Annotated in this window: 15 protein-coding genes; 9 read left to right on the top strand and 6 right to left on the bottom strand. The window is 62.4% G+C overall.

Going from position 1 to position 13297, the window contains the following annotated elements:
• Positions 1-23 precede the first annotated feature (23 nt).
• On the top strand, positions 24-1724 hold the full coding sequence (locus tag BXA07_RS05015; protein WP_076566190.1) for a methyl-accepting chemotaxis protein: 1701 nt from the start codon (positions 24-26) through the stop codon (positions 1722-1724).
• Between the two features lie 175 nt (positions 1725-1899).
• Here BXA07_RS05015 and BXA07_RS05010 read toward each other — a convergent pair whose 3' ends face one another.
• Entirely contained in the window at positions 1900-2463 is a 564-nt protein-coding gene (locus BXA07_RS05010; RefSeq protein WP_076566189.1) for a DNA-3-methyladenine glycosylase, read from the bottom strand.
• Positions 2464-2738: 275 nt separating this feature from the next.
• Here BXA07_RS05010 and BXA07_RS05005 point away from each other — a divergent pair, with 275 nt between their 5' ends.
• The gene (locus tag BXA07_RS05005; RefSeq protein ID WP_076566509.1) at positions 2739-3605 is read left to right on the top strand and encodes an HDOD domain-containing protein; all 867 of its coding nucleotides are present in this window, start codon (positions 2739-2741) and stop codon (positions 3603-3605) included.
• A gap of 101 nt (positions 3606-3706) precedes the next feature.
• On the top strand, positions 3707-4915 hold the full coding sequence (locus BXA07_RS05000) for a hypothetical protein (RefSeq protein ID WP_076566507.1): 1209 nt from the start codon (positions 3707-3709) through the stop codon (positions 4913-4915).
• A gap of 233 nt (positions 4916-5148) precedes the next feature.
• Here the strand turns inward: BXA07_RS05000 and BXA07_RS04995 are convergent, their stop codons facing one another.
• Positions 5149-5730: a hypothetical protein gene (locus BXA07_RS04995; protein WP_139335436.1), complete on the bottom strand. Its 582-nt coding sequence runs from the start codon at positions 5728-5730 to the stop codon at positions 5149-5151.
• A gap of 99 nt (positions 5731-5829) precedes the next feature.
• Between BXA07_RS04995 and BXA07_RS29975 the strand changes: the two genes are divergently transcribed.
• Positions 5830-6204, top strand: a complete 375-nt coding sequence (locus BXA07_RS29975; protein WP_139335435.1) for a hypothetical protein — start codon at positions 5830-5832, stop codon at positions 6202-6204.
• A 128-nt stretch (positions 6205-6332) separates the two neighbouring features.
• Here the strand turns inward: BXA07_RS29975 and BXA07_RS04980 are convergent, their stop codons facing one another.
• Entirely contained in the window at positions 6333-6857 is a 525-nt protein-coding gene (locus BXA07_RS04980) for a DNA-deoxyinosine glycosylase (protein WP_244556187.1), read from the bottom strand.
• A gap of 95 nt (positions 6858-6952) precedes the next feature.
• Between BXA07_RS04980 and BXA07_RS04975 the strand changes: the two genes are divergently transcribed.
• Positions 6953-7381, top strand: a complete 429-nt coding sequence (locus BXA07_RS04975; RefSeq protein WP_076566183.1) for an Mpo1 family 2-hydroxy fatty acid dioxygenase — start codon at positions 6953-6955, stop codon at positions 7379-7381.
• 150 nt (positions 7382-7531) lie between these two features.
• Complete coding sequence (locus BXA07_RS04970; RefSeq protein ID WP_076566181.1) at positions 7532-7981, top strand: outer membrane lipoprotein; 450 nt, start codon at positions 7532-7534, stop codon at positions 7979-7981.
• A gap of 22 nt (positions 7982-8003) precedes the next feature.
• Here the strand turns inward: BXA07_RS04970 and BXA07_RS31575 are convergent, their stop codons facing one another.
• On the bottom strand, positions 8004-8135 hold the full coding sequence (locus BXA07_RS31575) for a hypothetical protein (RefSeq protein WP_280175043.1): 132 nt from the start codon (positions 8133-8135) through the stop codon (positions 8004-8006).
• Between the two features lie 172 nt (positions 8136-8307).
• On the opposite strand from BXA07_RS31575, the gene BXA07_RS04965 reads away from it, so the two are divergent.
• The 3 genes from BXA07_RS04965 to BXA07_RS04955 all read left to right on the top strand — a co-directional run bounded on the left by BXA07_RS04965 (position 8308) and on the right by BXA07_RS04955 (position 10532).
• Positions 8308-9252 carry a DMT family transporter gene (locus BXA07_RS04965; RefSeq protein ID WP_076566180.1) on the top strand — a complete coding sequence of 315 codons (945 nt, stop codon included), beginning with the start codon at positions 8308-8310 and terminating at the stop codon, positions 9250-9252.
• Complete coding sequence (locus tag BXA07_RS04960; RefSeq protein ID WP_076566178.1) at positions 9249-9755, top strand: GNAT family N-acetyltransferase; 507 nt, start codon at positions 9249-9251, stop codon at positions 9753-9755. The genes BXA07_RS04965 and BXA07_RS04960 overlap by 4 nt, the downstream gene beginning before the upstream one ends.
• Positions 9756-10352: 597 nt before the next feature.
• Positions 10353-10532: a hypothetical protein gene (locus BXA07_RS04955; protein ID WP_034746290.1), complete on the top strand. Its 180-nt coding sequence runs from the start codon at positions 10353-10355 to the stop codon at positions 10530-10532.
• A gap of 11 nt (positions 10533-10543) precedes the next feature.
• Here the strand turns inward: BXA07_RS04955 and BXA07_RS04950 are convergent, their stop codons facing one another.
• A complete protein-coding gene (locus tag BXA07_RS04950) occupies positions 10544-11989 on the bottom strand; it encodes a glycine betaine ABC transporter substrate-binding protein (protein WP_076566504.1) in 1446 nt (481 codons plus the stop codon).
• Between the two features lie 81 nt (positions 11990-12070).
• Positions 12071-13297, bottom strand: coding sequence for an imidazolonepropionase (gene hutI / locus BXA07_RS04945; RefSeq protein ID WP_076566176.1), 1227 nt, complete (start codon positions 13295-13297; stop codon positions 12071-12073).

The raw sequence follows: 13297 nt of genomic DNA, 5'->3' as shown, positions 1-13297 counted from the left end.
TCAGCCATAGCCTGGAGTCAAGCATGCTCAATCAATTACGCCTCGGACCAAAACTATTGCTGGCGCCCGCGCTGGTCTTGCTGCTGCTGATACTCAGCTCCAGTGGCGCCTGGTATGGCATGGTGCGGCAAAATGCCTCGCTGGAAAACATGGTGCGGGTACGCATCGCCCATCTGAAAGCGGCCGCCGACGTACTCGGCGAGGCCAGGCATGTGCACGGCAATATGTACCAGTTGCTGTCGTGGACCAATGGCAGCTTTGCAAAAGCCCGCATCGATGCGCTGGAGCAACAGATCAAGGCGCGCCACGCCGCCATCGGCACCCAGCTGGCCGCGCTGCGCGGCACGGCCACGGGCGCCGAGCGCAGCCTGCTCGACGCGGCCATCAAGGCCCTGGCCGGCTACCGCAAGGCGGTGCTGGAAACCATGGAAATGGCGCAGATGGACCAGTCGATCGCCACCAATTCCATGCTCAAGGCGGAAACCCAGTTCGTCCAGTTCAATACACAGCTGACGCAGCTGTCAGCCCTGGAAACGACGCTCAGCAGCCAGGCCCATGCGACGGCCAGCGCGGAATTCCGCAGCCTGGGCTGGAGCCTGCTGCTGACGGTGCTGCTGTCGATACTCGTTTCCATCGTGGTGACCATGCTGGTGCGGCGCGCCATGCTGGCGGAAATCCGCGGCATTGGCGACGCCGTGCAAGACCTGGCCGCCGGCAAGCTGATGGCCGGCGCGCCCAGGCAGGGCAATGATGAAATCGCCGACACCTCGCGCGTGCTGGACCAGGCCATCGCCCAGTTGAACCGGACCTTGCGCACCATCATGGACGCCGTGCAATCGATCGACACGGCCTCGCGCGAAATTGCCACGGGCAACCTCGATTTGTCGGCACGCACGGAAATGCAGGCGAGCTCGCTGGAAGAAACGTCGAGCGCCATGGAAACCTTGACGGAAGCCGTCAATGACAATGCCGACAATGCCCAGCTGGCCTGCGACCTGGCGGCGCAAGCATCGGCCCTGGCTGTGCAAGGGGGCACGGCGATGCAGCAAGCCGTGACGACGATGGCGACGATACGGGCCAATTCGCGCCAGATCGTGGATATTATCGGCGTGATTGACGGCATTTCCTTCCAGACCAATATCCTTGCGCTGAATGCCGCAGTCGAGGCGGCGCGCGCGGGCGAGCAGGGCCGCGGCTTTGCCGTCGTGGCGTCCGAAGTGCGCACGCTGGCGCAGCGCTCGGCGCAGGCCGCCAGGGAAATCAAGACCCTGATCGCCACGTCCGTCAGCACCATCGACGGCGGCAGCGTGGCCGTGCAGCAAGCGGGCGAGCGCATGGGCGCCATCGTGGCCTCGGTACAGCAGGTCAACGACATCATCCAGCGCGTCAAACAGGCCAGCGCCGAACAGGCGTCCGGCATCACGGAAGTGAACCAGGCCGTCTCGCAGATGGATGACGTCACGCAACAAAACGCGGCCCTGGTGGAACAGGCGGCGGCTGCGGCCGCCAGTTTGCAGGACCAGGCCGTCAAATTGTCGGCGGCAGTCGGCGTCTTTACCTTGGATCAGGCCGCGCCGGCGGCGCCCGCCAGCGCGGACGATGACGCCTTTCAAGACCCGGCCAGGACGCCCGTCCAGGAACGGCGCGCGCTGCACAGCCCGCTGCGCGGCATGCCACACAACAATGCGCCAGGTAACGCCCCCCGCCGCCAACGCGGTGTTTAATGCCAGCATCCAGCCACAGGCACGTACCGGCACACTCAAGAACGCCTAACAAAACCGTAGCGAGCGGCAGTGATTTGTGGCTGAGAAGCGCAGCTGTGCTGAAGCACGGGGCCGCCGAGGCAGCGAGCATCACCGGCCGCACAGCGCGACGCGCAGTAGGCTTGCCTAGGTGTTGCTAGATCGGCTTGCTCAGGTAGGGCGAGCCGGCCAGCACGAAGCGCCACGGCGTCTCCATTGCCCTGGAAATGCCGATGCGCGGGCCTGCCTGTACCGTAACATCTGCCTCGCGGGCCAGCAGCATGAAGGGCGGCGCATCGAGCGCCAGGCGGTTGTGCAGATGGCTCACGCCGAGCGCCTGGCACACCTTGCCCGGCCCCGAGCACAGCTGCCGCAACGATGCCACGCCACGCCGCTCGCGCATGGTATCGATGCCCGCCAGCGGCTCGATGGCGCGGATCAGCACGCCCGCGCCATGTCCCGGCTCGCGGCACACAAAATTCAGGCACCAGTGGATGCCGTACGAGCGGTAGACATAAGCGTGCGCGGGCGGGCCGAACATGGCTGCATTGCGCGGCGTCAAGCCGCCATACGTGTGCGAAGCGGGGTCCAGCCGGTCATACGCTTCCGTTTCCACGATGCGCCCGCCCACGCCATCGACCAGTACGGTCACGCCGATCAGCTGGCGCGCCACGCTACTGGAATCGTCCGCAAAATCGATACCGGCCAGAATTTTTTTCATCCGGCAATTGTACCGCCGCACCTCCCTTCGCCCCCGCTTGCGCGACATTGAATACAAATAAAACTTAATATTTTTACCATCACTCCCAAAATAGGCGGCGTCGTAAAATGATGAAAATCGCGGCTGAACCAGGCCAAAACGGGAATTTTTTCCAGAATAGTTTGTCGAGACGAACTATTGCTATGCATAAACAGCGATAATCGTCGGGCACTGCGCCCAACGCCCACGAGGCCGGCAGCGGCAGCGCGACAGAATAACCACCATGTAGGGCAATGATGATGAGAGCGGCAGCGCAAAAACAGGTAGTGCACGATGATCCGGTTGACGCCCTGATGCGTTCCATCCGTATCCCGCCGCGCCCCAGCCTGCTGGTCGATCTGCAGCGCGAATTGGCCGAGGATGACCCCTCGCCGCGGCGCATTGCGCGCATTATCGCCGACGATGTGGGCATGTCGGGCGCCCTGCTCAAGCTCGCCAATTCGCCGTTCTATGGCGCCGCGCGCAAGGCCAAGTCCGTCGAGCAAGGCATCAACTTTCTCGGCATCAACCAGTGCAGCGCCATGATGACGGGCTTGCTGGCGCGCCAGGCGCTGGAAGCGGAAGGCGTGGAACTGACCAATTTCTGGGATGTGTCGGCCAAGCGCGCGCGCGCGCTGGTATTTACCTCGCGCAAGCTGCGCATCGCGCCGCCCGACATCGCCCACACCTTCGGCCTGTTCTGCGACATCGGCGTGCCCCTCTTGATGAACCGCTTCCCCGACTACGTCAAGACATTCGCGGCGGCGGCGAATGACGCGCACAACTGCTTTACCAGCCTGGAAGACGCGCGCCACCAGACCAACCACGCGGCCATCGGCTGCTTGCTGGCGCGCAACTGGGGGCTGTCTTCCGACGTCTCCTGGGCGATTTTGCACCACCACGACTACACGGTGCTGGCCGACCCATCCACGGACGACGCCATCCGCTCGCTCGTCGCGCTGTCGCTGCTGGCCGAAAAGGGCATTCAGCGCTACCATGGCAACAGCACTTCGCTGGAGTGGGACAAGGGCGGTGATCTTGCTTGCCAGCATCTTGGCCTGTCGCAAGAAGAAGCGGCCGACCTGCTCGACGAATTGCACGAGATGTTCGATACCGACCATTGATGTGCGGGGCCCCGCCCCCTGTATCATTCCCCTGGCGCGAGGCAAGCCGCCTCGACGCCCGTACGCCCTGACTTTTACCCTGATAAGACCAATTGACCGCCATGCCCAAAAATAAGCGCCCTGTCCCCCGTAAATCCGCCAACACCCCTGAAGACAAGGATGAAGCCGTCACGCGCATGCTGTGCACGATGGCCCTGAACCTGGCGGAACAGGAAGACAGCGAATCGCAGGGCACGGTGCTGGCCGAGCAGGCCGTCGAATTCGGCCGCATCATCCGCAAGGCCCTGAATCAAAAGAAGGATGAAATCCTGTACGACGCCATCGAGCGTTCCAAGTACGAAGACGTGGGCGCCTACCAGTACCTGCGCAGCCATATCGAGGAAGCGGCCTCCATTTCCGTGATCCGCCGCGAAAATGCCCCGGCCATGGAAATCAACGCCTTCGTCGTGCCCCTGCTGGTGCAAAGCACGGGCGGCCTGAAGGAAGCGGACAGTTTCCAGGACCAGGACGCGTTCGAAGCGCTGGTAAAAAGTTTCCAGCAAGCAGAACTGGAAAGCGCCAAGGCCAAGGTGGTCCTGATGAGCCATGCCTACGACCTCGAGGAAATCGACCGCATCACCTACAGCCACCTGCATGAAATGGTGCGCGATGCCTACGCGTCGATGACGGACAAGAAGATCGTCGCCGCGCCGGGCCTGGAAAGCAGCATCGTCGGCTGGAGCGAGACGGCCTTCGGCCCGCAGGACACGGCCGTCGAACTGCGCTTCCTGCTGGGCTTTGCCCTGAAGCGCGTGGACGACCCGTTCTATGCGGAACCGAAGGATGAGGCGGCGCTCGACGCCTGGTTCGATGCCCGCATGGCCCGCTACCAGCAGTGGACGACGGAAGTGGGCGACCTGGTGAAACGCTGCCTGGCGCCGGCCGACAGCGCGCTGGAAGTGAGCTTCCTCTACCAGGATCTGTTCCATGGCGGCAAGGAACAGGGCATGAGCGAATATGCGATGCTGCAAATGATGTCCGGCATCAACCATGCATTGGCGGAAAACAACGTCGATGCGGGCGACGTTTCCGTCGTCGTCGGCCCGGCCGATGAACACGGTGAAATGTTGTTGCGCGTCAATGTCAGCACGGCGGGCGGCGCACTGCTGCACAGCGCCGACAAGCCGCTGGACCTGGCCGCCGACCTGCAGGAAGAAGTCGACGACATCTGCGACGCGCTGGCCACCATCGGCGTCACCAACTTGTCCGTGGCCCTGCGATTCGATGCCAAGGGGCAGCCGCTGGAAGTGCAGGCCTACGCGCCAACGTAAAACGCCATCTTCATTGCAATGCTGTCAATTAGCGCCTTTCTACCCCAGAAGCAAGCTCCGGGATAGAACCTTCAGGGTAACCAGAAGGACAGGGACTGGCCGACGGCACTCACGGTGTCGAGCATGTGCGCCGGCACCGCGCTGCCCTGCTCGGCCAGCTGGGTGGCCCTGCCAGAATAGGCGAGATCAGATCAAGGCTGCAGCCTGAACAGGCTGCACCGTATCATTGCCACTCACCGCCTTGCCGGCACCTTCTCGGCGCGGCAAACGTACACCATCCAGCTATCCGTGTACGGTTCATTACGGTCAAAGCGTCCGGTCGTCGAGGCTGCGGGGTTGGTGCACACGACACGACCTGCCGCCAGGTCGGCTTGGTTACGCGCCACCTCGCCGCTGGGCAAGGTGTTCGAACGGCCATAGCTGGCATTGGCGCTGCCTTTTTTCGCTTGCAGCGCCAGCAAATGGCTGCGGTAGGCGATCACTTTTTTCTCATACTGCGCTTCGCGCCCGCTCTGCTGCACCAATTGCTCGAATGCATTGAACTTGTCGGAGTAGCTTGCCCGCAACTGCTCGACATCCGCTTGCTGCAGGTCGGCGCCGCTTGCTTGCCGCAGTTGTTGCAACTGCGCGTCCAGTGCTGCCAGTGGTTCGTCCTGCAAGGTGGCCGATGACTCGGCCGGCGCGGCTTGCACAAGTGTGGCGGCCTGCGCAGGAAGCATGATTAGCGGGAGCAGCAACGATGCCAGAGAAAAAGAAAAGTGAAAGCTGTACACGATTTGCTCCGCAAAAGGATTTAAAAAAGCAACGACAGGCATCACCGTATTGCCATATATCAATATGGCATATTTTATATCAAAGCCTTGCTTGTTGCCTGTGGCAGGTGGGCGTGGTAGCCGAGGTGGCTCGAATCACTGATGCAAGTGCCGCTCGGCAACACCGAGGATTTCGGCGTCATTCGCTCGTACCTCGCATGCTGCGCAAGCAAGGCACGCATGCTCGTCGTCCTGCAACGCGCATTCGCTGGCAATCCTGTCGACTCCACCATCGCGCCACTTTTCCCGGGCTGCAATTCAATCATGCATTCACCGATAACAAACGCCGTGCGGGAAGTATTGTTCGTCTCCACCTCACTCCCATCCATCCTGAGTGCCGGCGCGGTGCGCTGCCTGGCAACTACAGATTTCGGTCTACCGATGACTGATGACGTCCTCTCCAGATTCGACCGAACAGCTTGCCACCTGAATCGTGAGCATCACCGCGGATCGGGCGATGCCCATGCCATCTGGTGAGTCCATTACCGCACTGTTCAAACTCATCAGCAGAGAATGTGAGGACTGGTCAAAGCTGCCCCTCTTTTCCTTGAAGTCTTGCGGTTGGCTCGCGGTGTTGCTCCAGGATGCACGCATGGTGCAGCGTGTTACGCTGTGGACAGTTGCCGCCACGCCTGCAATTTCTGCGCATACGCGAGCGTGTACGCCGGGCTGCTCGACGGCAAGCTGACGATGCGGTAGCGCTGCGCGTGCTCGCCCAGCACCTTGACGCCCAGCTTCGCGGCCGTGCCGCCGTTGAAGGCGATCGTGTGCAGCCGTGGCAGGCTGGCGGCCAGGGCAAGCAGGTCGTTGTCGTCGCGTTCGCGGATATTGCTGTCCAGGCTGCCCGTGCGCTGCGCCTGCGCCACCACATCCCACAAGCCCACGCCGTGCGCCAGCAAGCTGGCCAGACGCTCATCATAGGGCAGGCTCTTCAAGTCCACGCCCAGCACCTCGCCCAGCAGCATCCAGAACTTGTTTTGCGGATGCGCATAATACTGGCTGTGCGCCAGCGATTTTTCACCGGGCAAGCTGCCCAGTATCAGCAAGCGCGTGCCGGCATCGACAACGGGATCGAAACAGCGTTTAAGCGCGTCGGCGCTGTCGTCTGGCAGAGAGGCAGGGCGAATCAAATGAAATGTCCGGAAGGGAAGATGAAGGATCATTTTACCCGGCCACGCGACAGTGTAGAATTCCCGCACAACCTTCCCCACACAAGAGACCGTCCATGCGCACCATCGACACCCTGCTGGCCCGGTATGGCGAAAGCCACCGCAACCACGTCAATGAATGGGTGCACATCGTATGCGTGCCGCTGATCGTTTTCAGTCTGCTGGGCTTGCTGTGGAGCGTGCATGCCAGCGTGGCGCTGCTCGGCAGTATTCTGGCCTTATACTATTATTACAAGCTGTCGCGCCCGTTTGCGGCGGGCATGCTGGCGATGCTGGCCATCATGCTGGGCTTGCTGCTGCTCATGCCGGCGCTGACGATTTTGCCCGTGTCGCTGGCGCTGTTCGTGCTGGCCTGGATAGGCCAGTTCATCGGCCATCAGATCGAAGGCAAGAAACCGTCGTTCCTCGACGATATGCGCTTCCTGCTGATCGGCCCGCTGTTCGTGCTGGCGTTTCTGTACCGCCGCCTGCGGCTGGCGTATTGAGCGGCAGGCGCTTCCGTGGTCACGCGGGACCAGTAACAGATTTTTACTATTCGCAACTAGTTATCTCAGGCAAGTGTCCTTATGATAAGTAATAGTCCAACTTGCCGGTCGATGTAATCGGCATTCCAACTTTTGTCCAAGGAGTTCCATATGAAAGCACCAATTATTGCCGTGGCATTGCTGGCCACCCTGGCCGGCTGCGCCGTACAACCGAACTCGGCGAACGTGTATAACGCGCGCCAGGCGCAAAATGAGCAGTCGGTTCGCATGGGCACGGTTGAATCCGTACGCCAGGTCACCATCGACAAGGGTGAAACGGGCACGGGCGTGCTGGCTGGCGCGGCGCTGGGCGGCGTGGCCGGCTCGGCGGTCGGCGGCGGCAAGGGCGCCATCGCGGCCAGCATCCTCGGCGCGGTCGCCGGCGGCATGGCCGGCCAGAGCATCGAAGCGAATGCCTCGAACAAGCCCGGCCTGGAAATCACCGTGCGCCTCGACAATGGCGACATGCGCGCCATCGTGCAGGACGCGGACGAACTGTTCCGTCCGGGCGAGCGCGTGCGCCTGCTGTCGGACGGCCGCAAGACCCGCGTCACGCATTGATCTGCATGCCGGCGCATGCGCTTTAACCGAAGGCGCCGGCAGCGATGAGCAAAGTCGAGGGCGACATGCCCTCGTGCAGCCAGACGGCAATCCACGTTGCCACGACGACATACACAAGCACGCTCCATATTTTGATTTGCAGTGAGGCTGGCATGGCGCTTCTCCCTTTAAGATGCAATTCAGAAAATATTTATCTAATATTAATGTAAATATTTTCATAAATTCAACATTCTCCAAAAGCACTGCGCTGGCTCAATACCGGGGTGTCTCCTGCCCGCCCATTCGGCAAGCTCGACCGGGAGAAGCTATGCCCGTATACTTGCGCGATGTCCTCTCCTCTCCTGTTCATCATCGCCTGCCTGATCTGGGGCTCCACCTTCTGGGCCATCACCTTGCAACTGGGCGATGTCGCTCCCGCCGTCTCCGTCGTCTACCGCTTCGGCCTCGCGTCCGCCACCCTGTTTGCCTGGTGCGCGCTGCGTGGCGACCGCCTGCGCCTGCCCTGGCGCGCGCAACAATGGATGCTGCTGCAAGGCCTGGCCTCGTTCGCCCTCAGCTATGTATGCACCTACAGCTCGGAGCAATACCTGGTTTCCGCCCTCGTCAGCGTACTGTTCGCGCTGATGGTGTTCTGGACACCCTTGCTCAACCGCATCGCTTTCGGCACCCCCATCACCTGGAGCACCTGCTGCGCCGCGTTTGTCGCCATCTGCGGCATCGTGCTGCTGTTTTACCAATCCATCGGCGCGGCGCTGCAAGACATACTCGGTGGGGGGAATGGCCACTTCCTGCTCGGTTTTATCCTCGCACTGGTGGCCACCATTTCCAGCACCTGCGGCAACGCCCTCGTCATGAAGGTACGCGAACAGTCGGGCAACGTGATGCTGACCATGGCCTGGACCATGCTGTGGGGCACCTTGATGGTCGCCGCCTGGGCCATCGCCACGGGCCAGTCCTGGCAGCTGCCGACGCGCCCCAGTTACTGGATGGGATTGCTGTACCTGGCCATCTTCGGCTCGGTGATCGCCTTCAGCGCGTATTTCACCCTGATCGCCCGCATCGGCACGCAAAAGACCGTGTATATCGGCGTCGTCACGCCCGTCATTTCCGTGCTGCTGTCGGTGCAGTTCGAACATTACCGGCCCGCCCCCATCGAATGGGTGGGCATGGTGCTGTGCCTGTCCAGCGTGGCCTGGGCCCTGACGTCGGGCGCGCGCAAGACGAGTAGCATTGCTTCCCTTTCCACCACTCCATCGACAAAGGCAACATGAGCACCTCTTCCTCCCTCGCCATCCGTCCCGCGACCGCATCCGACGTGGCCGCCATTTTCGGCATGATCCATGAACTGGCCGTGTTTGAAAAACTCGAACACATGATGATCGCCAAAGAATCCATGCTGCACGACAGCCTGTTCGGCAAGCACCCGGCATGCGAAGCGCTGGTGGGCGAGGAAAACGGCGAGGTGGTGACGTTCGCCCTGTTCTTCCATAACTTTTCCACCTTCCTGTGCCGCAAGGGCTTGTATCTGGAAGACCTGTACGTGAAGCAGTCCGTGCGCGGCAAGGGCTACGGCAAGCAGATGCTGGTGGCGCTGGCGCAACTGGCCGTCGAACGCGATTGCGGCCGCTTCGAATGGTCGGTGCTGGACTGGAATGAAAATGCGATCAATTTCTACAAGGGCATGGGCGCGGACGTGATGCCGGACTGGCGCATCTGCCGGGTCGCGGGCGATGCCTTGACGCAATTGTCGGCAGGCATGCCAAAAGCGGCCTGATCGGAATTGTAGCGAGGCAACTGACAATGTAAGTTCCCAAAAAAAATCCCCGCGGGCTAGCGGCACCGCGGGGTGAACCCATTGTCAAGTGGGAGGGGGAGAATGCAATCAACGGTTATCAATATAAACGCTACGACTGGTCACCGCGCCGACCTTTACATTTGCTTACCGGGCCTTACATTTCACTTAAGGCCGCCAGGCACGCACCATGGCAGGCAGTGATTATTTCCGTGGTTCAATCAGTGTGCCGTGCAGGCCTATGTGTTGTTGCGCAACACTGTCGCCACCCTGCGATTTTTTATGGATTTGGTACACTGTCAAGCAAGCGATGCAGCCAGCAAGGAAGGCGGAAATGAGCATGCGACAATCTCCTGAATGAGGTCCGGACGCGGCAAGGACCGGGCCGGTATGAGGGTCTGCGCATAAGGGACAGCTTATGCTTGCAGGGAAGATTCAGTGTGGCATCTCCAGCATATCGGGCATTGCGGAATATCAAACGCGCCACATTGACCGCAGGATGGTGTTTGATACGACGCAAAGTGGCAGCATTGTGCTCACACAAAATGAACGAATTGTTATGACTCTGGGAGCCACATCATGAATGTCTCTGCCAAACCGCTCGTCATGAAAATCTACCGCGCCTACCTGCGTTCCCGCCTGGAACGCTACACGCGCGACTTGCAAGCCATCGCCGAACAGCGCGAGAACGACTTCCAGGCCGAACGCATCCTGCACCAGGCCGTCGTCTCGGTGCGCTCGAAACTGCACTCGCTGTAACCGTGATGCCGTCAGCGCTGCCGGCCGGCCACGGCCCAGCGCTCCACCAGCTCGAACAGGCCTTGCGTCAGCAGGGCCAGCACGGCTGCGGGGATCGCGCCGGCCAGCAGCATGTCGTTGTCGTTCAGCGCCAGGCCGATGGTGATGCGTTCGCCATAGCCGCCCGCGCCGATGAAGGCGGCGATGGTGGCCGTGCCCACGCTCATCACTGCCGCCGTTTTCACGCCCGCCAGCATGACGGGCAAGGCCAGCGGCAAGTCCACGTGCAGCAGGCGGTCGCGCCGGCTCAAACCCAGCGCCAGCGCCGCCATGCGCAAGCCTTGCGGCACCTGCAGGATGCCCGTGCACGTGTTGCGCACGATGGGCAGCAAGGCGTACACGAATAGGGCCGCCAGCGCCGGCACGGTGCCGATCATGCCCAGTACGGGTATCAATATCGCCAGCAGGGCCAGCGACGGCACCGTCTGCAGCACGCCGACCAGCGCCAGCACCGTTTGCCGCAGCGGCGCCGAAAACGCCGCCAGCACGCCCAGCGGAATGCCGACTGCGCACGCCAGCGCCACCGACAGCAGCACCAGGGTCACATGCTGGCGCGTCAGGGTCCACAGATCGTCGCCGAAGATCTTATCGAGCAGGCCGCTGCGCGGCGCGGCTTGTTTGTTTGTCTGCTTGCCCGATGCCAGCCACTGCCGCGCCACGCCGGCAAAGCTCTTGCCATCGATTTCCACGGCCGCATTCATGGCGATCATGTCGCTCTCGCTGATGCGCCCCTGCAACGCCTGCAAGGCTTGCCAGGCGGCGGGAAAGCGCTGCGGCAGGTCGAGCCGGTACAGCAGCATGGCGTCGTAGCGGGGAAAATACTGCTGCGTGTCAGCCAGCACGCGCAAACCGTACTGGCGGATCTTCGCGTCCGTCGAATAGATGTCGATCACATCCACCTGGCGCTGCGCCAGCGCTTCATAGGCGATGCCGTGATCGAGGCCGCGCGGGCGCTGCGGCAAGCCATAGCGCGCGGCCAGGCCCGGCCAGCCATCGACCCTGCCGATGAATTCATGCGACAGGCCGAATGTCAGGGCCCGATGCTGGGCCAGCTGCGCCAGGCTCGTGATGGATGTTTCATCGCCGCGCATGGCCAGCGCATACGTGTTGTTAAAGCCCAGCGGCACGGCCACGCCCAGGCCCAGCGCGGCCAGCTCGCGCCGCATCTGATCCAGATCAATGGCTTTGTCGTGCCTGAGAATTTCGCCGGCAATGGTGCCCATGTATTCGGCATACACGTCGATGCTGCCCGCCTGCAGCGCGGCCAGCACGATGGCCGTGTTGCCCAGGCCCTGGCGGTGCTGCGCCGCCACGTGCGGCGCGGCGCTCTGCTTGATGATTTCGCCGAGAATATACGATTCCGTAAAGCGCTTCGAGCCTACCTTCAGGGTGCCGCCATCCATGGCAAGGGAGGACATGGGCGCGGCGGCGAAGACCAGTAACAACAGCAAGTAAAACGGCAAATAAGCAGCACGCACGCGGCGCTCCAGGGCGGATGATCAATCCGGCAAGCTTACCACCGGCGCGCGCCAGACACCGCCATGCACCACGCCCGCGCACGGGTTCAGGCCCAGCGCATACGCCAGGTCGGCCGGGCGCGCGATGCGCCACAGGGCGAAATCGGCGCGTTTCCCCACCGCCAGGCTGCCCGTTTCATGCTGCAAACCCAGCGCGCGCGCCGCGTGGCACGTAACACCGGCCAGCGCTTCCTGCGGCGTCAGGCGCCACAGCGTGCACGCCATGTTCATCGCCAGCAGCAAGGACGTCATGGGCGACGTGCCCGGATTGCAATCGGTGGACACGGCCATCGGCACGCCCGCCGCGCGCAAATCTGAGATGGGAGGTTGCTGTACTTCGCGCAAAAAATAATACGCGCCCGGCAGCAGCACGGCCACCGTGCCGTGTTTTGCCATGGCCGCGATGCCCTCGTCCGACAAGAATTCCAGGTGGTCGGCCGACAGACCAGCATACCGCGCCACCAGCGCCGCGCCGCCCAGGTCCGACAGCTGCTCCGCATGCAGTTTGACGGGCAAACCCAAGCCTTGCGCCGCGTCAAACATGCGCTGCGTTTGCGCCGGCGTAAAGCCGATGCGCTCGCAAAAGGCGTCGACGGCGTCAACCAGGCCATCGCCGGCCAGCTTGGGCAGCATCTGCGCGCACAGCAGGTCGATATACGCATCGGCCTGTCCTGCGTATTCGGGCGGCAGCGCGTGCGCGCCGAGGAAGGTGGTGCGCACGGATACGGGTAGCTGTTCGCCTATCCTGCGCGCCACGCGCAGCATCTTCGCCTCGCTGTCCGCATCGAGGCCGTAGCCGGACTTGATCTCCAGCGTCGTCACGCCCTCGGCCAGCAGCGCCAGCACGCGGGGCAGGCTTTGCCGCAGCAGTTCGTCGTCGCTGGCCGCGCGCGTGGCGCGCACGGTGGACATGATGCCGCCGCCGGCGCGGCTGATGTCTTCATAGCTGGCGCCATTGAGGCGCGCCTCGAATTCGTCGCTGCGGTTACCCGCGTGGACGATATGCGTATGGCAGTCGATCAGGCCCGGCGTCAGCCAGCAGCCCTGGCCGTCGTGCAGCACCGCGCCGCTGGCCGGCAGCTCGTCGCCGGGGCCGATCCAGGCGATGCGGCCATCCTTGACGGCGATGGCCGCGTCCAGCAGTTCGCCATAGCCGTGCTCCATGGTGGCCAGGTGGACGTTGTGGATGACCAGGTCCCAGTCTTGCAT

The sequence above is a fragment of the Janthinobacterium sp. TND4EL3 genome (assembly GCF_900156175.1).
Classification (GTDB): domain Bacteria; phylum Pseudomonadota; class Gammaproteobacteria; order Burkholderiales; family Burkholderiaceae_D; genus Janthinobacterium.
Note: the sequence above shows the minus strand (reverse complement) of the source record. Positions and strands in the feature narration are given on the sequence as shown.